12 protein-coding genes are annotated in these 21,256 nt (G+C 76.2%); 8 read left to right on the forward strand and 4 right to left on the reverse strand.

Annotation, left to right across the window (positions count from 1 at the left end; all coding sequences use genetic code 11):
• Nucleotides 1-290 precede the first annotated feature (290 nt).
• The 3 genes from lanKC to MCM47_RS16240 all read left to right on the forward strand — a co-directional run bounded on the left by lanKC (nucleotide 291) and on the right by MCM47_RS16240 (nucleotide 5,308).
• Nucleotides 291-2,942 carry a class III lanthionine synthetase LanKC gene (gene lanKC / locus MCM47_RS16230; RefSeq protein WP_238862330.1) on the forward strand — a complete coding sequence of 884 codons (2,652 nt, stop codon included), beginning with the start codon at nucleotides 291-293 and terminating at the stop codon, nucleotides 2,940-2,942.
• 96 nt (nucleotides 2,943-3,038) lie between these two features.
• On the forward strand, nucleotides 3,039-3,176 hold the full coding sequence (locus MCM47_RS16235; RefSeq protein ID WP_176189324.1) for a SapB/AmfS family lanthipeptide: 138 nt from the start codon (nucleotides 3,039-3,041) through the stop codon (nucleotides 3,174-3,176).
• Nucleotides 3,177-3,535: 359 nt separating this feature from the next.
• Nucleotides 3,536-5,308 carry an ABC transporter ATP-binding protein gene (locus MCM47_RS16240; protein WP_238862331.1) on the forward strand — a complete coding sequence of 591 codons (1,773 nt, stop codon included), beginning with the start codon at nucleotides 3,536-3,538 and terminating at the stop codon, nucleotides 5,306-5,308.
• Nucleotides 5,309-5,466: 158 nt separating this feature from the next.
• Here MCM47_RS16240 and MCM47_RS43270 read toward each other — a convergent pair whose 3' ends face one another.
• The 4 genes from MCM47_RS43270 to fhuB all read right to left on the reverse strand — a co-directional run bounded on the left by MCM47_RS43270 (nucleotide 5,467) and on the right by fhuB (nucleotide 10,483).
• Nucleotides 5,467-6,414 carry a GNAT family N-acetyltransferase gene (locus MCM47_RS43270; RefSeq protein ID WP_238862332.1) on the reverse strand — a complete coding sequence of 316 codons (948 nt, stop codon included), beginning with the start codon at nucleotides 6,412-6,414 and terminating at the stop codon, nucleotides 5,467-5,469.
• A gap of 135 nt (nucleotides 6,415-6,549) precedes the next feature.
• A complete protein-coding gene (locus MCM47_RS16250) occupies nucleotides 6,550-6,918 on the reverse strand; it encodes a hypothetical protein (protein WP_238862333.1) in 369 nt (122 codons plus the stop codon).
• 106 nt (nucleotides 6,919-7,024) lie between these two features.
• Nucleotides 7,025-8,221: an enterochelin esterase gene (gene fes / locus MCM47_RS16255; RefSeq protein WP_238862334.1), complete on the reverse strand. Its 1,197-nt coding sequence runs from the start codon at nucleotides 8,219-8,221 to the stop codon at nucleotides 7,025-7,027.
• An 18-nt stretch (nucleotides 8,222-8,239) separates the two neighbouring features.
• Entirely contained in the window at nucleotides 8,240-10,483 is a 2,244-nt protein-coding gene (gene fhuB, locus MCM47_RS16260) for a Fe(3+)-hydroxamate ABC transporter permease FhuB (RefSeq protein WP_238862335.1), read from the reverse strand.
• A 108-nt stretch (nucleotides 10,484-10,591) separates the two neighbouring features.
• On the opposite strand from fhuB, the gene MCM47_RS16265 reads away from it, so the two are divergent.
• The 5 genes from MCM47_RS16265 (at nucleotide 10,592) to MCM47_RS16285 (ending at nucleotide 21,256) form a co-directional block, all read left to right on the forward strand.
• Nucleotides 10,592-11,611, forward strand: coding sequence for an ABC transporter substrate-binding protein (locus tag MCM47_RS16265; protein WP_238862336.1), 1,020 nt, complete (start codon nucleotides 10,592-10,594; stop codon nucleotides 11,609-11,611).
• A gap of 43 nt (nucleotides 11,612-11,654) precedes the next feature.
• Nucleotides 11,655-12,449 (forward strand): ABC transporter ATP-binding protein, encoded by a 795-nt coding sequence (locus tag MCM47_RS16270; RefSeq protein WP_238862337.1) that lies wholly within the window; start codon nucleotides 11,655-11,657, stop codon nucleotides 12,447-12,449.
• Nucleotides 12,450-12,598: 149 nt separating this feature from the next.
• Nucleotides 12,599-13,750, forward strand: a complete 1,152-nt coding sequence (locus tag MCM47_RS16275; protein WP_238862338.1) for a sorbosone dehydrogenase family protein — start codon at nucleotides 12,599-12,601, stop codon at nucleotides 13,748-13,750.
• Nucleotides 13,751-13,979: 229 nt separating this feature from the next.
• Nucleotides 13,980-14,843 (forward strand): DUF4132 domain-containing protein, encoded by an 864-nt coding sequence (locus MCM47_RS16280; protein ID WP_238862339.1) that lies wholly within the window; start codon nucleotides 13,980-13,982, stop codon nucleotides 14,841-14,843.
• Complete coding sequence (locus MCM47_RS16285; RefSeq protein ID WP_238862680.1) at nucleotides 14,840-21,256, forward strand: AAA family ATPase; 6,417 nt, start codon at nucleotides 14,840-14,842, stop codon at nucleotides 21,254-21,256. Before MCM47_RS16280 ends, MCM47_RS16285 begins: the two co-directional genes overlap by 4 nt.

A 21,256-nucleotide genomic window follows, 5' to 3' on the forward strand; every position in this document is an offset into this window, starting at 1 on the left:
CCGGCCCGCCCGCGCCATGCGGTGGCGCACCGTCCCGCGCCCGGCTCACGGGTCCGATCGGGGCGCGAACCGGTGCGCGGAATCGTTCCGTCGTAGGGAAAGTGCGCCGTTGCCGAGGGATCCTCTGTGGCTTCACCATTCTGATGGTCGGATCGCCATACGGCACTTCCACACCGTGGCTTTCGGCCGGCACTTCCGCGACGCCGGGCGCGATGGACACCGGCTCTCCACCATCACCAGCATTCTCCGCCGTCCCGCCTGCGCAGATCCCTGCACCGAGGAGGGTTCCGTTGGACAACCGGTACGAGGCCTACGCCTACGCCGACCCGCTCTTCTACGACTCGCCCCGGCGCTGGGGAGCGCACGAGGAGTTCGCCGCCGTCACCCGGCCGTTGCCCGAGGGCTGGGAGCGCAGCGAGCTGGAGATGTGGTCCGTCGTGCGTCCCACCGGCGTCCGGATCCCCGACCAGGGCTGGAAGATCCACGTCTCCTCGTGCGTCGAGACCGCGGAGGAGGTGCTGGAGACCGTCCACTCCTACTGCCTGGGCGAGCGCATCACCTTCAAGTTCCTGCGCGGGCTGCCGATCCTCCAGGTGCAGAACTCCAAGTACGCGCCCCGCGGCTCCAGTGGCAAGTTCTGCACGCTCTACCCGGTGGACGACGGGGAACTGGAGCGATGTCTCCACGGGCTCGGCCGACTGCTGGCCGGCCGCAAGGGTCCCTACATCCTCAGCGACCTGCGCTGGGCCGACGGGCCGCTCTACCTCCGGTACGGCGGTTTCGCCGAGCGCTACTGCCGCAACGAGCAGGGGGAGCGGGTGCTCGCCCTGACCGGGCCCGACGGACGGCTCGTCCCGGACGTCCGGGGTGCCGGCTTCGCCGTCCCGCCCTGGGCTCCGGTCCCGGACTGCATCGCGCCGGCCGTGGCCGAGCGCGCGGCCCAGCAGGACACCGGGCTGCCCTACACGGTGGAGCGGGTCCTGCACTTCTCCAACGCCGGCGGCGTCTACCTGGCCCGCGACGGCGTGGACCGGCCGCCCGTGGTGCTGAAGGAGGCCCGGCCGTTCGCCGGCCTGGACCAGCGCGGCGTCGACGCGGTGACCCGGCTGCGGAACGAGCACGGCATCCTCGCCCGGCTGGCCGGCGTGCCCGGCGTGCCCGCCGAGCACGGACTGCTGACCGCCTGGGAGCACGAGTTCCTGGTCCAGGAGTACGTGGAGGGACAGTCCCTCAGCGAGTGGCTGACGGCCCGCTACCCGTTGATCCACCCCGGCACCGACGAGGAGGCCGTCGCCGAGTACACCCGCGACGCCCTCGCGGTCGTCGAGCAGGTGGAGCGGGCCCTGGCGGGGATCCACGCCCGCGGCGTGGTCTTCGGTGACCTCCACCCGCGCAACCTGATCATCCGGCCGGACGGCGAGCTCAGCTTCATCGACTTCGAACTCGCCAGCACCCTCGACGCCTTCCTCCGGCCCGCGCTGGGAGCCGCGGGATTCACCGCGCCGCCCGGCTACACCGGGGCGGACATCGACCGGTACGGGCTGGCGGCGCTCCGCCTCTGGCTCTTCTTCCCGCTGGCCCAGCTGACCGCCCTCGACCCGGGCAAGGCCGCGCAGCTCGCGGACGCCGTCGAACGCCGCTTCCCGGTCCCGGCCGGCTACGCCGACGACATCCGCCGCTACCTCGGCTCCGCGCCCTCCGACGGCCGGACGCCGCGTCCCGAACTCGACCTGGGCCGCGCCGAGACCAGGGCGTTGCTGGAGGCGCCGGTCGCCGACTGGCCGGCGATCCGCGACTCGCTCGCCGCCGGCATCGCCGCGACGGCCACCCCCGACCGCACCGACCGGCTCTTCCCGGGCGACGTCGCCCAGTTCACCCAGGGCGGGCTCGGCCTGGCCCACGGTGCGGCCGGCGTGCTCTACGCCCTGCACGCCACCGGTGCCGCCGTCGACCCCGGCCACGTCCGCTGGCTGGCCGGCGCCGCCCGCGGCCGCACCCTCCCGCCCGGTCTCTACCACGGCGGCCACGGCGTGGCCTACGTCCTGGACCTGCTGGGCGAGCGCGAGCAGGCGGTGGAGCTCCTGCACGGGCTCACCGCGGCGGCGACGGGGGCCGAACCGGGGGCGGGGCTGGCCGCCGGCGGTCCCGGCATCGCCCTCACGCTGCTCCACTTCGCCGTCGCCACCGGCGACGACCGGCTGCTGGAGGAGGCGCTCAGCCAGGCCAGGTCCGCCGCCGGGGCGTGGGAGAAGGCGGGGAACAGCGACCCCCGGCGCCGCGCCGGACTGCTGGCCGGCGCCTCGGGTGCCGCGCTCGCCTTGGTCCGGCTGCACGAGCACACCGGCGACCAAGCCCTGCTCGACCAGGCCGAGACGCTGCTGGAACTGGACCTCGAACGGTGCGTCATGGTCGCCGACGGGACGCTCCAGGTGGTCGACGGCCGCCGGGTCCTGCCCTACATCGAGACCGGCAGCGCCGGGATCGGGCTGGCGCTGGACGCGCTGCTCGCCCACCGGCCGGACTCCGCCCTGGCGGACCGGGAGGCGCCGATCCGGCGCGCCGGCGAGCCCGAGTTCGTCATCCAGCCCGGCCTGTTCAACGGGCGGGCCGGACTGCTCGGCTACCTCGCGCTCACCCAGCGCCGCGCCGCCGGCGTCGCCCCGCCCGGCACCGGCGGTCCGGCGGCGGGTCCTGGCGCGGGGGAGGAGGGCGGTGCGACGCTGCTGGACCGGCAGCGCGCCCTGCTGGCCCTGCACCAGATCCCCTACCGGGGGTGGCTCGCCTTCCCCGGCGACCAGTTGCTGCGGCTCTCGACCGACCTCGCCACCGGCTCCGCCGGAGTGCTGCTGGCACTGGGCACGGCCCTCGCGGGCACCCCCTTCCTCCCGTTCACCGGGGCGCCCGGCACCGCACCGCCGCGCTCGCGCCCCACCCCCCGCTGACGGGCCGCCCGGCCCGTCCCCCAGGGCGCGACTGCCGCGCCCCCAGGCTCCCGGCCGCCCGGCCGGGTGATTCACCGCACAGTGAAGGAGAACGTCATGGCGATCCTCGACCTCCAGACCATGGAGCTGCCCGAGACCGAGGCGGCCCCGATCGACGACACCCTCGCGAGCACCAGCTCGCTGAGCGTGCTCAACTGCGGCACCAGCACGGTCAGCACGCTCCTCTGCCTCTGAGCCGTACCCCCGCCCGTAGGGCGGGGTAGTACGGCGGGGCCGGCCCGGTGATCTCCGGGCACCTGGCCGGTCACCGGGCCGCAGCGGTCTCCGCTGCGGCCCGGTCCGTGGTCGGGCCCGGCTCGGGGCGACGGGGTTCCGGTGCGGCGCCCGCCGGGGGTCCCGGGAGCCGTCCGCCGCACCGCCCCGCCCGTGTCCGCCGAGCCAACCCGTGTCCGCCGAGCCAACCCGTGTCCGCTCGCCCGCACCCCGCCGTGTCCGCCCGCCCGTCCTCGCCGGACCGGCCGTCCTCGCAGACCGGCCCGGCCGCCCTACCGACCGGCCGCAGCGTCACACCGGCCCCAGCAGAGAGGCAATCCGTGGCCGACCAGCCCCCCAACGCCGACACCCCCGTGCCGCCCCCGGTCCGGCTGCGCCGTGAACTCGCCGCCCAGCCCGTCCGGCTCGTCGTCGCCCTGCTGCTCGCCGTGGCCGCCACTGCCGCCGGTCTCGCGCTCCCGCTGCTGGTGCAGAAGATCGTCGGCGACTTCTCCGCCCACCGCTCGCTCGCCCCCGGCCTGCTGATGATGGCCGGTGCCGCCGTCGGCGGGGCACTGGCCCAGGCCCTCTCCGGCTTCCAACTCGCCCGGATCGGCGAGCGGATGACCTACCGCCTGCGGGTCGGCATCATGGCGCATGCGCTGCGGCTGCCGCTGCCCGTGGTGCGGGCCCGCGGCACCGGCGACCTCGCCGCCCGGGTCACCTCCGACGCGCAACTGCTGCGGCAGGTCGTCGAGGTGGCGACCCAGCTGCCGCTCGCCGCGCTCAGCGTCCTGGCGACCCTCGGCGTGATGGTCTGGATCGACTGGGTGCTCACCGCCGTCACCGTGGCCGCGCTCGCCGTGCTGACGGTCCTGGTGCTGCTGATCATGCGCCGGATGAGGGCCAACGTGAGCGGTCAGCAGGACGCGGTCGGCCGGATCGCCCAGCGCTTCACCGCCAACCTCGAAGCGCTCACCACCATCAAGGCGTACCGGGCCGAACCGGTGGCCGACCGGGCCCTGGCCGAGGACGCCGAGGAGCTGCGCGCCGTCTCCCTGACCGGGGCCCGCCTCGGCGCGCTGGTGCCCGCGGTGCTGACCCTCGGCAACCAGTTCGCGATGATCGCGGTGATCCTCACCGGCGGGGCCCGGATGGCGGCCGGCGACCTGGAGGTGGCGGCTTTCGCCGCGTTCCTGCTCTACCTGCTCCAGACCGTCCCGTCCGTGAACACGCTGGCCACCGGCTTCGGACGGCTCCAGGCCGGCCTGGCGGCCCGGGACCGCTGCAACGAACTGCTCGCCCTGTCGCCGGAGGCCGACCCGGACGACGCCGACCGGACCGCCCCCGACCCGGCACCGGACGCCCCGGCCGTGGTCTTCCGTTCGGTCACCTACACCCACGGCGGGTCGCAGGACGCCGCCCTGCGCGCCGTCTCCTTCAGCGTCCCGCGCACCGGACTGACGGCGGTGGTCGGCCCCTCCGGGGCCGGGAAGACCACCGCGCTCTCGCTCATCGGCCGGTTCGTCCGGCCCTCCGCCGGCGCGATCAGCGTCCTCGGCCACGACGCCGGGAGCTGGCCGCTGGCCGCGCTGCGCGCCCGGATGGCCTACGTGGACCAGGCGTTCACCCTGCTGGAGGCCACCGCACGGGAGAACCTGCAGCTCGGCCGGGTCGGCGCCGCCACCGACGGCGAGCTGGCCGAGGCGCTGGCGGCCGTCGGCCTGACCGAGGACGTCGCCCGCCTCCCGCAGGGCCTGGACACCGTACTGGGCCGCGAGTCGGACCTCTCCGGCGGCCAGCGGCAGCGGATGGCGCTGGCCCGGGCGCTGCTCGCCGACGCCGACATCGTCCTGCTGGACGAGCCCACCAGCCAGCTGGACGGCCTCAACGAACTGCGCTTCCGCGAGATCGTGGAGCGGCTGGCCCGCCACCGGGCCGTGGTCGTGGTCGCCCACCGGCTCACCACGGTCCAGCGGGCCGACCACGTGATCATGATGAACCGCGGGACCGTCGTCGACGCCGCCGACCACCCCACCCTGCTGACCCGCTGCCTCCCGTACCGGGAGCTGGTGGCCAGCCAGGCCGGACCGTCGCTGCTCGGCGGCCGGTGACGGAACCGGGGCCGGCGCCGCCCGGCGGGCCGCCCGGATCGCGCCGACCGTGGTCGCCCTGCGGGCGATGGCCTCCGAGGTGGTCGCCGCCGAGCTGGGCCGCCTCGACTCCCGGCTGCCCGGCGTGGACGACCGCTCCCGCGCCGGCCGGTGCCGGGTCAGAGCTGCTTCACCAGCCGGTGGTGTCCCGGCCCCCAGCGGTACCCCAGGGCCGAGTTGACCGCGACCATCGGCGTGTTGCCGGCCTCGACCTCGGTGTGCGCGGTCCGCACGCCGTGGCCGGCGAGGCGGCGGGCCGCGTGCAGCTTGAGGCTCCGGGCGAGGCCGCGCCCCCGCCAGGGGCGCAGCACGCCGGTGTAGTCGATGCGGCAGGTGCGCGGGTCGTCGGTGGCGCGGGCGGCGGTGACGCCGACGATCCGGCCCGCGCACTCGGCGGTGAACATCCAGTCCGGGCGGCACCCCTCGCCGGCCACCGCCTCCGCGTACCAGTGGTCGAAGTCGGGCAGCGCGTCGACGAAGCCCGGGTTGTCGCGCAGGGTCTCGCGGTAGAGCCGGTAGAGCTGGAGGGCCGGCTGCGGCGCGGAGGTGGTCGCGAGGGTGCCCAGGCGGATGCCGGGCGGGGGCACGGCCGGCGGGAGGGTGTCCAGCCGGGCCGAGGCGGTTCGGATGTGCGCGTCGATCCGGTGGCCGCGCGCGATCGCGAGGCGGAGCAGTTCCGGGTGGCCCTGGGCCAGTTCGCCCAGGAGCCGGCGGGCGCCCGCGCCGCGGGCCCAGCGCTCCAGCGCGTCCATCAGAGGGAGCAGGCGCTCGGGCGGCAGGCCCTTCGTGCCGACGACGAGCGAGGCGACGTCGCCGGGCGGCGTCCACGGCGCCCGCCAGGCGGTGGCGAAGGCGGCGAGCTCGCCGTCCGGGCCCGGCTCGACGAGGCGGATCCGCCCGAAGCCGGTGAGCAGTCCCTCGGGGCCGGCGAAGAGGCTTCCCGTGGGCGGCAGTTGAGCGTCCTTGGCGCGCAACTCCGCGGGCGTGACGGGCCTCGGCCCGGCGGCGGAGAGCAGCCGGGCCAGCGGCGGGTAGTCGACGGAGGGCTGGAACGGGCGGTGAGTCACAATGTGACATTGTATAAAGCCCCAGCGGGGGCCGCACGGGAATCGCCCTTCCGGTCGCCCCGGGTGCCCGGCCCCTCGGGGGGCCGCGGAACCGGACGGTTCGACCGGCCGCGGACCCCCGGGGGGTGGGCGCGGCTACGGCACGGAGATCTGCTGGGTCCGGTTCGCTCCGATCACCTCGATGCCCCTGGTCCCGAGGACGCCGTCCAGCGGCAGGGACACGGTGTACGGGGCGGTGGCGGGGATCCCGATGCCGGGCAGCGAGCCGACGACCTCGATGCCCCAGTAGACCGGCCGCTCGATGTAGACCCGCGGCGACAGGCGGACCGTCATGTTCTGGTAGGGCATGACCCCGTTCACGATGAGGATGAAGGTGCCCGGCACGATCCCCGGGACGACCTGCGCCTCGTCGAAGTCGATGATGCGCACGGACTCCGGCGCCGGCAGATCCGTGTAGTTCTCGACCATGATCAGCCCTTTCGTCGGTGTGACGTCACCTGTCACCTCGTCGACGCAGACTAGTTGACGATCGCCCACGAACCATGGGGCAACACGCCCGCCCGGCGGGTCGGCCCGCCGGGGTGCGGCGCCCGGCCCCGCCTCGGCCGCGTCAGGCGCCGGCGGGCCGGACCTCCCGCTCGGGCGAGCCCAGCAGGTGGATCAGGCCGTCGGCCAGTCCGCCGCGCCAACAGGCGTAGTCGTGGCCGCCGTTGAACTCGCGGTACTCGACGTCGTAGCCGCGGGCCACCAGGACGTCCCGGAGGTGGCGGTTCTGCGTGAGCAGCATCCACTCCTGCAGGCCGACCTCGACCCAGAACCGGGCCTCCCGGCGCTGCTCCGCCGCGAACTGCCTGGTCAGCCACTCGCTGCCGGCGTCGAACTCCGTCCCGTCCGGCCACCAGAACGAGCCGGACTGGCAGAGCGCGTTGCCGAACCGGTCCGGCCGGCGGAAGGCGGCGAACGCGGCGGTCAGGCCGCCCGCGCTCTGACCGGCGACCACCGTGCGGTCCGGCGCCAGCGCCGTGCCGTGCTCGGCGGCGGCCCACGGCAGCAGCCGGTCGGCGAGGAGGTCGACGAAGCCGGGGTTGCAGTTCAGGTCCTCCGGGCGGCCCGGGCCCATGGTGTGGACGAGCAGGGTCGTGGTCGGCGGGATCGCGCGGTCCGCGGCGAGGTTGTCCAGGGTGTCGCCGACGGCCAGCACCTCGCCCCACATCTCGCCGTCCAGCAGCACCAGGACGGGCAGCGGCCCGTCGCCGGCCCCGGCCCCGGCGGGGAGGTGGACGTCCACCCGGCGCCCCGCCACCTCGGCCGCCAGGGTCCGCCCGCGCGGCACGCCGGCGCGCCGCCGGGCGTACGGCTGGGCGGGGGCGTCCGGCAGGCTGAGCACCGAGGACGGCCGGCGGCCGTCGCGCGCGGGCAGCTGCGGGCCGCGGGCGAGCGGGTCGGGGCGGGCGCCGTCCAGGACGCGGAGCCAGTCGGCGCGCGCCGTGCCCGGCACGGCACCCCGCACCGGGTACAGCTGGTACGAGGCCCGGTGGTCGGCGCGCAGCCGGTAGGTGTGGGACCAGCCGCCCGGCCGGCGCCGCATCAGGTGCGGGGCGAGGTCGTCGGCGTGCCGGTCCCTGTCGGTGACGGTGTGGAGGAGGGCGAGCACGGCGTCGGGGGGATCGCCGGCCGGCTCGTCGCGGTGGACGAAGGTGACCAGCCGGTAGGCCGGGTCGTCCGGGTCCGGGTCCACCAGCGGCGCGCCCTCGGCGGCGACGCGGGCCCAGAACTCCTCGTCGGAGGGCGGGACGTGGTTCTGCACGGTGGTGACTCCTAGGGATCAGGCGGGGTTGCCCTTGCGGCCGAGCAGCACCCAGAGCAGGAAGGGGCCGCCGAGCACGGTGGTGACGATGCCGACCGGGATCTCGACGCCGTCGATCAGCACCCGGCCGAGGGTGTCGGCGAGCACGATCAGCACCGCGCCGACCAGTGCGGAGCCGAGCACCGGGACGCGGGCGGGCCCGGCAAGCCGCCCGGCGATCACCGGGGCGGCCAGCGCGACGAAGCCGACCGGGCCGCAGACGCCGACCGCGAGGCCGGCCAGGGCGACGGCCAGCAGCAGGCAGGCGAGCCGCACCCGGGCCGGGTCGACGCCGAGCGAGGACGCCACGTCGTCGTCGAAGCGCAGCACCGCCAGGCGGCGGGCGGCGACCAGCGCGAGCGGGACGAGGACGGCCAGCCCGACCAGGACCGGCGTGGCCACCTCCTGGTCGCGGCCGTTGAGACTGCCGGAGGTCCAGACGTAGAGCGATCCGGCCGAGTTGAGCGAGCGGCGGGCCATCGCCACCTGGATGACCGCCGAGGCGAGGGCTGACATCGCGAGGCCGACGACCAACACCCGGTAGCCGCGGGCGCCGAGCCCGCCGGAGACCACGGTGACCACGGCGACGGCGGCGAGCGCGCCGACCGGCCCGGCCCACCAGGCGCCGAACGCGCCCGAGGCGGTGACCGAGATCAGCACGGCGGCGGTCGCGCCGTCGTTGACGCCGAGCAGTTCGGGGGTGGCGAGCCGGTTGCGGGCGAGCGTCTGGGTGAGGCAGCCGGCCAGGCCGAGCGCTGCGCCGGCGGCGATGCCCGCGACGATCCGGCCGAGCCGGAACCTCTGCACCAGCAGGACGTCGAGCCGGTCGCCGTAGCCGAAGACCGCCCGGAAGGTGCGGCCGAGGTCGAGATCGCTCTGACCGGCGTGCGCGGCGACGACGACGGCGGCGAGCAGCGCGCCCGCCAGGCCGAGCGCGGCCAGCGCGGAGCGGCGGGGGACCAGCACCGAGAGCGCGCCGCGCCGCAGCACCACGTCCGGCCGGGGCGACCGGGCGGTCTCCTTCCGCCGTCCGGGGGCGGACCCGTCGGGCGCGGTGTCGGTCATCCCGAGCGCGGCCGTCCGCCGGGAGCGGACGATGGCGATCAGGGCGGGCGCGCCGATCAGCGCGACGATCACGGAGACCGGCGCCTCGAACGGACGGGCCACCACGCGGGCCAGCACGTCGGCTCCGGTCAGGACGGAGGCGCCGACCAGGCCGGCGAGCAGGGTGAGCCGGCCGAGCCGCGGGCCGGCGGCGGCGCGGGCGAGGAAGCCGGCCAGCAGGCCGAGGAAGGAGATCGGGCCGGCCAGGGCGACCGCCGACGCGGTGAGCAGGGTGACGGCGGTGGCGACCGCCGCCCGGGTGGCGCCGGGCCGGTGGCCCAAGCCCCGGGCGAGGTCGTCGCCCAGTGCGAGTGCGGAGAGCGGGCGGGTGGTCGCCGCGGCCGCCAGGAAGCCGACGCCGAGTACCGGGGCGAGCTGGCGCAATGTCGTCCAGCCCTCCACGCCGGCCAGCGAGCCGAGCACCCAGACCCGGTACCGGTCGTACGCCTCGGGGGAGTTGACGATCAGCACACCGGTCAGTCCGCCGAAGGTCGCGCCGACGGCGGAGCCGCCGAGCACCAGGCGCACCGGCGAGCCGCCGCCCCGGCCGCCGGAGAAGGCCAGCACGGTCCCGCTGGCGAGGACGGCCCCGCCGAAGGCGAAGACGAGGTAGGCGTAGCTGCTCTGCACGCCGAGGACGGCGATGCCGAGGACGACGCCGAGCGAGGCGCCCGCATTGACGCCGAGCAGGCCGGTCTCGGCGAGCGGATTGCGGGTGACGCACTGGAGTTGGGCGCCGGCGACCCCGAGCGCGCCGCCGACCAGCAGGGCGGTGAGGGTGCGCGGCAGGCGCAGGTCGCCGACGACCAGGGCGAGCCGGCTGTCGGCGCGGGCGCCGCCGCGGTCGAGCAGGTAGTCGAGCACCCGGGCGGGGCCGACCTCGCCGGCGCCCACGCAGAGCGAGAGCGCGGTGAGCGCGAGCAGGACGGCGAGGACTCCGCCGACGGTGAGCCAGGCGGTGCGGGGGCCGCTTCGTGCGTCGCCCCGCGTCGCCGCCGGCGGTGCGGACGGGCCGGCGGCGGGGGCGGGGTTCCGGGCGTCGGAGGCGGGGCCGGCGGCGGGGGCGGTGTCCGGGCCGGTTCGGGGCGGTTCGGCGGCACCCACTTGCGACAAGGTCATAAGGTAAGGCTAACCTAATGGCCATTGCGTTCCGACGGCCGTCCGGCCCTGCACCGATTGCCGCGGCCCGGCCCGACTCCCCTGCAACACCCCTGCCCGGAGGCACTCATGTCGACCGCCCAGAGCCCGCTCCCCCTCGTCCGCCGCCGGGCGGTCCAGGCGCTGGCCGCCACCGGGGCGGCCGCGCTCCTGCTCACCGGCTGCGGTTCGTCCGGCTCCTCCGAGAAGGCGCCCTCCGACAAGGGCTCCGCGTCCGGCAGCCCGGCCGCGGCCGCCGGCGGCAAGCGGACCGTCAAGGACGCCACCGGCAGGGCCGTCGAGATCCCCGCCGAGCCCCGGCGCGTCGTCACCCTCACCCAGGAGGACCTGGACGCGGTGCTCGCCCTCGGGATCGAGCCGGTCGGCATCACCAACGGCCAGGGCCTGGCCGAGCCGCCCGCCTACCTGAAGGACAGGGTCCGGGGCGTCCCGGTGGTCGGCAACCTGCTGCAGCCCGTGATGGACAAGGTGATCGCCGCCAAGCCGGACCTGATCCTGGCCGGCGACATGCAGGACGAGCAGGTGCTCAAGCAGCTGCGCGAGATCACCCCGGCCACGCTGGTCACGATGGCGCCGACCGACGACTGGAAGCTCTCCTTCCGCGGCATCGGAAACGCCGTCAACAAGCTGGACCAGGCGAACAAGGTCATCGCCGACTACGACGCGAAGGCCGCCAGGGCCGGTGGCGAGCTCGGCGCCGCCAAGGGCGCCGCGGTCTCCATCGTCCGCTGGAACCCGACCGGGCCGAGCTGGATGGAGAAGAGGCAGTTCGCCAGCGGCGTCGCCCTGGACATGGGCCTGACCCGCCCGAAGGCGCAGGACAAGGACGGCAACGCACACACCCCGGCGCTCAGCCTGGAGAAGATCAACGAGATCGACGGCGACTGGCTGTTCCTCTCCACCCTCACCGACGACGGCAGGGCCGCGCTGAAGGACGTCCAGTCCAAGCCCGCCTACCAGGAGCTGGGCGCGGTGAAGAACAACCACACCGTCACCGTGGACGGCTCGGTCTGGTCCACCCGTGGCGGTCCGCTCGCCGCGGACGTGGTCATCGGCGACATCGGCAAGGCGCTCGGCGCCAGGTCCTGACCGGCGGCCGGCCGGCATCGGCTCCCATCATGAGGAGGACGCCATGGAGTTGACGGTCGAAGGGCTCACGGCGGGCTACGGCCCGGGGCGCCCGGTGCTGAACGGGATCGACCTCGTCCTGCCCGCCGGACGGGTGGTGGCGATCGTCGGCCCGAACGGCTGCGGCAAGTCCACCCTGCTGCGCTCGATCGCCCGGCTGCACCGGCCCGACGCCGGGCGGGTGCTGGTCGGCGGCGAGGACGTCTGGCGGCTGCGTCCGCGCCGGGCCGCGCACCGGGTCGCCCTGCTCCCGCAGAGCCCGCAGGCGCCCGAGGCGGTCACCGTGGCCGGGCTGGTCCGGTACGGCCGCCACCCGCACCAGGGCCTCTTCCGCCAGTGGTCGGCGGAGGACGAGCGGCTCACCGCCGAGGCGCTGCGCGCCACCGGTGTCGACGCCTTCGCCGACCGCCGCCTGGACCGGCTCTCGGGCGGCCAGCGGCAGCGCTGCTGGCTGGCCATGGTGCTCGCACAGGACGCGCCGGTGGTCCTGCTCGACGAGCCCACCAGCGCGCTCGACCTCGGCCACGCCGTCGAGGTGCTGGAGCTGGTGCGCGAGGTCGCGGCGGGCGGGCGCACCGTCGTCATGGTGCTGCACGACCTCGCGGCCGCCGCCCGGTACGCGGACCTGGTGGTCGCGATGCGGGACGGCGGGGTCGTCGCGTGCGGCGCGCCGCGCGAGGTGGTGGACGCGCCGCTGGTCCGGGCCCTCTACGACGTCGACAGCGACGTGCTGGCCGCCCCTGGTGACGGCGCGCCGGTGATCGTGCCGCGGGCGGGCACCCGGGTGACCGCGGGCTGAGGCGTCCGGACGGGGGGCGACGGAGGAGCGGGGGAGGGCCCTCCGCAGGCTCGGCGGCGGGTTGCCCGCCCGGTCGCGGGCCGATGTGGTGTCCTGGGTGGCGCCGCATCCGAACCCGCCCCGCTCGTTCCGCTCCGGGAGGCCCACCGGTGCTCCGCCGAACCGCCGTCGTGCTGCTCGCCCTCGTGCTGGGGCCGGTCGCGGCCGCGGGCTGCTCCTCCGCCGAGCCCGTACCCGGGACGCCCTCGACCGGCCCGACCGCCGCCTCCGCGCCGGCCTCCGCCCCCGTTCCCGCCTCGCCCGCCGCCACACCGTCGGTGGCGGTCCGGGGCACCGTCGCCGACGGCCTCCGGTCCCCCTGGGGCCTGGCGGTGCTGCCCGAGGGGGACCTGCTGGTCTCCGAGCGGGACGACGGGCGGATCCTCCGGATCGCGGCCGAGGGCGGTGCCAAGACCGAGGTCGGCACCGTTCCCGGCGTGGTCGCCGGCGGCGAGGGCGGGCTGCTGGGCCTGGCGCTGTCGCCCGGCTACCCGGCCGACCACCTGGTCTATGCCTACCTCAGCACCGCGGACGACAACCGCATCGTCCGCTTCCCCTACGATCCGTCGCGGCCGGCCGGGCGGCAACTCGGGGACCCGACAGTCGTCCTGACGGGCATTCCGCACGGCCCCCGGCACAACGGCGGCCGGATCGCCTTCGGCCCGGACGGCATGCTCTACGCGACCACCGGCGACAGCAGCGACCGCGCCCTCGCGCAGGACCTGAACTCGCTCGGCGGCAAGATCCTCCGGGTCACCCCCGACGGCGCCCCCGCGCCCGGCAACCCGTTCCCCAGATCACCCGTCTTCTCCTACGGCCACCGCAACGTCCAGGGGATCGCCTTCGACCCCCAGGGCAGGCTCTGGGCCTCGGAGTTCGGCGAGGACAACTGGGACGAGCTGAACCTCGTCCGGGCCGGCGGCAACTACGGCTGGCCGGAGGTCGAGGGGATCGGGGAGCGCCCGGGGTTCATCGACCCGGTGGTGCGGTGGCGCACCTCCGAGTCCTCCCCGAGCGGCATCGCGTACGCCGACGGCGCCGTCTGGGTCGCCGGGCTGCGCGGTACCAGCGTGTGGCGCGTGCCGCTCGACGGCGACCACCTCGCCGCCGCGCCGCAGGAGTTCTTCGACGGCGCCTACGGCCGGCTGCGCACCGTCGTCGCCGCCCCGGACGGCACGCTGCTGCTGATGACCGACAACACCGACGGCCGCGGCGACCCCCGCCCCGGCGACGACCGCATCCTCCGCCTCACCGTGTCGTAGGTGCGTCGGTCGTAGGTGCGTCGGCCACGCGGCGGCACCGGTACCGGCCTCCGCCCGCCGCGGGGCTCGGCGCCCGGGGGGCGCGTGGGTGCCGGCCGACCGTGATCGTTCACCCGTTCGATGGGTTTGCATTCCGCCGCCGACCAGCGGCGAACCCCGGCGTCCGCGTTGTCAGTGTGTCCCGTTACGTTCCTCCCATCGCAGACCAGCAGCTGGGAGGAGAGCGGCCGTGGCGTGGGTGGAAGCGGGAGCGGGCGGCTATCAAGTCGCGCTCGACGAGGGGGGCAGGGTGGTGTGCCGCAACGCGGCCGGCCGCCGGTTGAAGTCGCTCCCGTCGAAGCTGAACGACGATCCGGTGGTCACCGGTCTGAAGCAGCTCACCGAATGGCTGGCCGCGCACCGGCGGCGCTGCCTGGAGGACGTCGAGCGGTGGATGGTCCGCTCGCTGCCGGTGCCGGCCGCCGTGATCACCGCCGTCTGGGCCGACGAGGCCTGGCAGGAGGTCCTGCGCGACCTCGTGGTCACCGGAGCCGACGGTTCGGTCACCGGGTTCCTGCGCGGCGCCGACGCCGAGCGCGGGCTGGGCCTGGTCGACCTCGACGGGGACACCGTCCGCCTGACCGACGGCGAGATCCGGATACCCCACCCCGTCCTCCTGGGCGACCTCGACGAGCTGCGCGAGTTCGCCGTCGAGCTGGGCGTCACCCAGCAGGTCCAGCAGCTGTACCGGGAGGTCTGGCACCGCCCGGACGCTGCCGACGCACCGACCGGCCACCAGGTCACCACCTACGCCGGCGGCCGCTACGCCGCGCTGCGCGACCTGCTCGGCCGGTGCGCCCGGCTCGGCTACCGGGTGCGCGGCGGCCACGCCGTCCTGCCGGTCGTCGAGGGCGGCGTCCCGATGGAGGCCCGGGTCTGGGTCGGCGACTACTACGAGTACGACGAGTGCGAGACCGGGGCACTCAGCTGGACCGGCCCGGACGGGAAGGTCCTGCCGCCGGCCGAGGTCGGGCCGGTCGCCTGGTCCGAGGGGATGCGGATGGCCGCCGCGCTGTACGCCGGCCGCACCGTCGAAGGGGAGGAAGCCGCATGAGCACCACCGAAGTGAAGGAGCCCCGCGCCGGGCGACCGGCCGCCGAGCCGACGGCCGAGCGGGCGCGGCGCGCGCACGAGCGCCTGCTGGACGCCGGAGCGGTGCTCCCGGCCGGCACCCTGCCCGGCGTCGGGGGGCCCGACAGTCCGGCCGACGTTCTCACGGCCCGGACGTACGCCCACCCGGTGCTCGGCGAGCGCCGCGTGGTGCGGCTGGTGCCCGGCGCACTCGGCCCCGCCGAGGACCTCGCCGTCGACTTCCTCGGCCTGAAGCCCGCCGAGGAGCCGGCCGAGGTCGGCCAGGTGCGGCAGGAGGCGCTCGGATTCCCCGCCTGGGCGCTGGTCCACGACCCGGCCAACGGGCACCACGCGCTCGCCCTGGTGAAGGAGATGGAGCGGCTCGCCCGGCAGGCCAAGTCCAAGCCCGGGCACGCCAAGGACGGTTTCGAGGCGCTCGCCCTGCGCCTCGGCCGTGCCGTGCCGCACTTCCTGCCCACCTTCTGCGAGGAGGTCGGCCGGATCTTCCTCGAGCAGGGCAACCAGACCTACGCCGGGACGTTCTTCGGCAAGGCCCGCGAGGCCGAGCGCGCCCACGGCCTGACCGTCGACGAGGAGCGGCTGCGCGCCGTCTTCCTGGAGTTCGCGCTGGCCGGCGCCCTCACCGTCAAGGCCCTGCGCCAGTACGTCAAGGAGCTCAGCGGCCGACTCGACCCGCTGACGGCCTGGCAGCGGTTCCGCCAGCTCTGCACCGAGCGCTCGGCGGCCGGCATGGCCCCCTACGCCGGGGTCGCCGAGGACGCGCGCGCCCTGATCAGGGCGGCCGGGCTGGACCGCACCGAGCAGGAGCGGGCCCTGCTCGCCGAACTGCTCGCCTCGTCCGCCGTCGACCGGGCGCCCGGCGCGTTCTGGAAGTCCTGGCACGGCGCCGTCGTCGAGCTGGGCCGCAGCGACGAGGCGGTCCGCGTCCGGCTGCTGGAGATCATGCCCGATCCGGCCGGCGCCACCGACCGGACGGCCCAGGACGCCTCGTGGCTGGCCCTGCTCGCCGAGTCCGGCGCCGAGCAGCTGCTCACCGGTCCGCCGGCCGCCGGCACGGCGGACGCCTCGGACGCCACGGCGCCGGCCGTCTGGCTGCAGCGCTGGACGGCCCACATCGGCCGCGGCTGGCGCACCAGCGGCTTCAGTGGCGGGACCGTCGCCCTGGCCGGTCGGATGGCCGCACGACTGCGTGCCGACGGCGTCCCGGTCGACCTCTTCCAGGGCCGCCGGGCCGGCACCACCCGGATCGAGCTGCTCGACCTGCTGCTCGCCGAGGGCGTCCCGGTCGCCGACCCGGGCACCGACCTCTCGCTCGACCTGCGCGAGTGGGTCGGCGAGGCCCGGCCCGACGGCCGCACCCTGGCCGCGATCGCCGCCGACCCCCGGTTCCGCCCCGCGCTGCGCGCCGCCGTCCCGGGCGTCTGGGACGCGGCGGTGCAGAAGGGGCTGCCCGCCCTGCCGGTGCTGCGCGAGCTGTTCGTCGAGTGGTCCGACGCGCGCGCCGACGAGCTCCTCGCCGCCCGCGGCCTGACGAGCGCCGCCGACCTGCTCCGCGAACTGCGGCCGAGCCGGGTCGCCATCTGCGCCGAGAACCCGGCCGCCGCCGAGCGGATCGCCGGCATCGACGTGGCCGGGCTGCTCGCCCGCACCCTCAACGCCGGCATCTTCGACGAACTCGGCTGGCCCGCCCTGGAGGAGGCGCTCGACCGGTTCGGCGCCGAGCCCAAGGCCGCCCCCGGCCGCCCGGCCGGGAACACCCTCCCGGAGGACGTCCTCCTCGAAGAGGCGTGGCCGTACCTGATCGTGGCCCGCAAGGGCGAGGTCCTCGTGGTCGGTCCGGAGGGCATCGTGCTGGAGCACACCCTGCGCATCCCCGACAAGCTGGAGCGCTGGCAGCGGCCCCGGATCCGCTACGTCGACGGCGAACTGCTGGTCGCCTGGTACCGGGAGGGCAAGCAGCGGGCCTACTGGTCCGGCCGCCCGGCCGAGGTCTTCGACCTCGGCGGCGAGACCATCGTCAGCTACTACGGCGGCCGCGACGAGCCCGGCGCCCCGTCCCTCGCGCTGCCCGGCGGCGGACGGTCCACCGGCGAGCGCCCCCTGCACCCCGGCGACACCCGGGCGCCCGCCGAGCACCCGGTGCTCGGCGACGGCACCGGCCACTGGACGGTCCGCTACGGCCGCAACGGCGGCCACCTCGTCGAGCTGGACCCGGCCACCGGCACCCTCGGTCGCCCCTCCGAGCCGCCCCGGATCGCCGCCGGCGCCGCCGCCGGTCTGCTCGACGTGCACCGCACCCGGCTGCTCCCGATGCAGCCCGGTCTGGAGGCCACCCCGCTCGGCACCGACGGCACCGTCCTCGGCAGCTGGGTCCGGGTCGACGGGGCCCGGGTCACCACCGGGACCGCCGACGGGACCACCCTGGTCCTGACGGGCACCGGCGCACACGCCCAGCGCTACCCGGTCGGCCGGCTCGGGCTGCCCGGCGGTGCCAACCCGCTGGTCGTCGAGCAGGGCAGCGGCCTCGCCCTCGTCCTGAACCCGGGCACCGGCGGTGCCGAGACCGGCGGCTCCCCCGCCGCTACCGCCGGGGCCGCTACCGCCGGGGCCGTGCCCGCCGGGGCCCGGCCCGGCGACACCATCGGCGACCTGCACGCCTGCCGCCCCGGCGGGCCCGACGCGGCCGGTACCGCGCTCGTCCCGCCGCTGACCCACTGGCACGCCCTGCGGCCGCGCGACGAGGCGGGCTCGCAGGCCCTGCGCGCGGTCACCGCCGAGCACGCCGCCCGACTGATCGACGCCGCCTGGCCCGTCGACACCGAGCCGGTGCCCGCCGACGAGCAGCGCTGGCTCACCGTCCAGGGCGTGCGCCGCCTGCTGGCCAACGGCAAGGACAGCCGCGCCGAGCTGCCCGTCGAGGCGGTCGGTGCGCTGCTCCCCGCCGTGGGGCACCCCCTGCTGCGCGCCGGCGTGGCCGGCTTCGCCCGGGCCGCCGCCGACCTGCTGGACCGGGCCGCCCGCTTCGCCCCGCAGCCCGAGGCCGAGCGCCGCACCAAGCCCGGCACCGCCGGCGCGGCCGAGTACCGGCCCGAGCACGGCCGCGACCACGAGCTGCGCGAGGCGGTCGGGATCCTGCTGCCCGGCCTCGGTGGCTTCGGTCGCTCCTGGGGCACCTCCGCCCCGTGGCAGGTCGTCAACAACCTGCGCACCGTCACCGCCGTCCTCGCCGATCCCCCCGCCGTGCCCGAGGGCGCCGACGGTTGGGCGGTGCCGCTGCGGATCGACCTCCAGGGCGACGACGACCACCACGGCTGGCTCCACCTGCTCGGCCGGCTCGGCACCGTGGCCTACGCGGCCGCCGCCCCGCTCACCGACAGCGCCCGCCGGTCCTCCCTCGCCCTCCTGCTCGACGAGCTGACCACGGGCGTGCTCGCCGACCGCGGTGCCACCCTGCGCGAGCTCAGCCTCGCCGAACCGCTCGCCGGCTCGACCGGCTACCACCAGCACGAGAAGCGGGCCGGCCAGGTGCTGCGCCTCGGGGACCGCACCGTCGTGATCCTCGGCTGCAGCCAGCACCAGGACGACCAGGTGCACTGGCTCGCCGTCGACCACGACCCGAGCGGCGTGTTCGGCCCGGTCGCGCACTTCACCACCACCGCGGAGCGCACCACCGAGGAACGGATCGACGCCGCCTGGGTGGCCGGGTTCCGGCAGGCGCTGGCCCTGCGCGGGCCCACCACCCGGGACGCGGCCCACGCCGCCGACTTCGCCGAGCGCACCGGCATCGGCACCGCCCGCGCCGGCCTGCTGCTCAGCCCGCCCGACACCCTCTTCCACTGGTACGGCAGCGTGCTGCCCGCCGACCGGCTCCAGGAGTACGGCCTCAAAGCCGGCGAGGCCAAGGCCGCCCGCGACTGGCTGCGCGACCGCGACCGGGAGGGCCTCACCGGCGTCTGGACGGCCCTGCTGCCCGCCGACCCGGAGGCCCTGTGGACCGACGGCCCCGACACCGCAGCCGGCGCCGCCTGGTGGACGGAGCGGTTCGGACGGCTCGTCACCCTGCCCGAGGAGTCCCAGGCCACCGTGAGCGGCGCCGACATCGGCCACATCGAGGCCGTGCTCAACCCCGCCCGGGACAGCTGGCTCACCCGCACCACCGGCTACCGGTTGCGCGCCGGCGAGGACGGCGACCAGGCGGACCGCCTGGTCGCCGACGACCCGGCCGCCCTGCCCGGCAACAACGCGCTGCGCGGCTCGGTCGACGCCCTCCGCTGGCTCGCCTACCACCTGCCCGCCGACAGCCCGCTGCGCCCGGTGCTGCCGCAGGCCGCCGCCGCGCTGCGCGCCCGCCTCGCCGACCCCGGTCTGCTGCTCGACTACGGTCTCTACAGCACCGTCAAGGACGGGAAGCTGGCGCCCGTGCTGCGCAGCCACTTCGGGCTGCCGGAGGAGGGCGGCGCCGACGCCGACGGCCTGGTCCGCTGCGGCGAGGCACTCGTTCTCGCCCCCGGCCCCGGCGGCATCGAGTACGCCTGGCTGCGCCCGGCCGGGCTCACCGGCGGCGACGACCCGCTGCTGGAGCTGCTCGGCGGACTCGCCCAGAGCTACTGGTTCGACAGCCAGCTCCCGGCCCTGCGGGCCGTCCTCGACGGCGAGCCGGAGCGTCTGGTCGCCCTGCCGGCCGTGCCGCCCGCCGCGGGACCGGAGGCCGGCGGCAAGGCCGCCGCGCCGGGCAGCTGGCTGCAGAACCCGCAGCTCAGCGTCCCCGACCTGGTCGCCGAGGTGGCCAAGACGCACGCCCTCGGCGAGGACGCGGCCGCGCTCTACCTCCAGCTGCTCGCGCTGCCCGACCCGACCGACCGCAACGTCGCCCGCTGGACGGGCTGGAAGCCCGCCCGGTTGAAGAAGGCCCGGGCCGAACTCGTCGCCGCCGAGGGCCTGGTCCTGGAGGCCAAGCGGGCCCGGGCCGGCCGCAGCCTCTTCCTGCCCGGCGGCTGGCAGGAGGCCAAGGCCCCCGCCCTTCCCGCCGAGGCCTGGAAGGCCGGGCTGTACGACCTGCCCACCCGCCGCGTGGCCCTGCCGCACCTGCCGGTCCCCGAGCTGTTCGCGCGGGCCTGGCAGCGGATCGGCGAGGGCGACACCCCCGGATACGAAGAGCTCCAGACCAGCAAGCGCAGGAAGGCCCCGCCGATGAGCACCACCACCGAGACCGCGGTCGCGTCCGCCGGCACCGCGGCCGCCACCCCGGCCGGGGCGGCGACCCGTCAGATCGTCCCGCCGGAGGAGAAGTACGCCGCCGAACTGGAGTTCCTCGCCGCGCACGACTCCGGCCCCCGGCCGCCGGGCTGGCGGCTCACCCCGCGCGCCGTGGTCACCTTCGTCATGGGCAGCGGCGGTGAGAAGCTCAAGGCCGGGCGGAAGAGCCTGGTCGTCGAGCAGAAGTTCGTCGGCGAGCGGGCGCTGGTCGAGCGCTGCGTCGTCACCCTCGCCGGCGAGCGCGGCCTGCTGCTCGTCGGCGAGCCCGGCACCGCCAAGTCGATGCTCTCCGAACTGCTCGCCGCCGCGGTCTGCGGCACCAGCGCGCTCACCGTCCAGGGCACCGCCGGGACCACCGAGGACCAGCTCAAGTACGGGTGGAACTACGCCCTGCTGCTGGCCAAGGGCCCGAGCCGGGAGGCCCTGGTGCCCTCGCCGGTGCTCACCGCGATGACCACCGGGGCGGTCGCCCGGGTCGAGGAGGTCACCCGCTGCCTGCCCGAGGTGCAGGACGCCCTGGTCTCGCTGCTCTCCGAACGGCGCATCGCCGTCCCGGAGCTGGCCGGTACCCCGGACGGCCAGCTGCACGCCGCGGCCGGCTTCACCCTGATCGCCACCGCCAACCTGCGGGACAAGGGCGTCAGCGAGATGTCCGCCGCGCTCAAGCGCCGGTTCAACTTCGAGACGGTCGGCCCGATCGGCAGCCTCGCGGCCGAGGTCGAGCTGGTCCGCCGCCAGTCCACCGCCGCCGTCGCCCGGGCCGGGGCCCCGTTCGCGGTGGACGACGCGGTGCTGGAGGCCCTCGTCACGGCCTTCCGGGACCTCCGCACCGGCCGCTCCACCGAGGGCTGGGACGTCGAGCGTCCGTCCACCGTGATGAGCACCGCCGAGGCGGTCTCGGTGGCCACCGCGCTCGGCGTCTCCGCCGCCTACCTGCCCGACGGCGGCGACGTGCTCGGCCGGCTTCCCGGTCAGCTGATCGGTGTCGTCCGCAAGGACGACCCGGCGGACGCCGCCCGCCTGCTCGGCTACTGGGACGGCCCGGTCCGCCGCCGCGCCGAGCAGGGCGCCGCCACCTGGCGCACCCTGTGGGACCTCCGTTCGGCGCTGGAGGCGTGA

Origin of the sequence: Kitasatospora sp. A2-31, from assembly GCF_022288725.1 — a bacterium.
In the GTDB taxonomy this organism is placed as follows: Bacteria; Actinomycetota; Actinomycetes; order Streptomycetales; family Streptomycetaceae; genus Kitasatospora.

Coding starts and splice junctions, on each gene's coding strand:
- MCM47_RS16235 (WP_176189324.1), top strand. CDS start 3,039: ATGGCGATCCTCGACCTCCAGACCATGGAGCTGCCCGAGACCGAGGCG.
- fhuB (WP_238862335.1), bottom strand. CDS start 10,483: ATGACCTTGTCGCAAGTGGGTGCCGCCGAACCGCCCCGAACCGGCCCG.
- MCM47_RS16265 (WP_238862336.1), top strand. CDS start 10,592: ATGTCGACCGCCCAGAGCCCGCTCCCCCTCGTCCGCCGCCGGGCGGTC.
- MCM47_RS16270 (WP_238862337.1), top strand. CDS start 11,655: ATGGAGTTGACGGTCGAAGGGCTCACGGCGGGCTACGGCCCGGGGCGC.
- MCM47_RS16285 (WP_238862680.1), top strand. CDS start 14,840: ATGAGCACCACCGAAGTGAAGGAGCCCCGCGCCGGGCGACCGGCCGCC.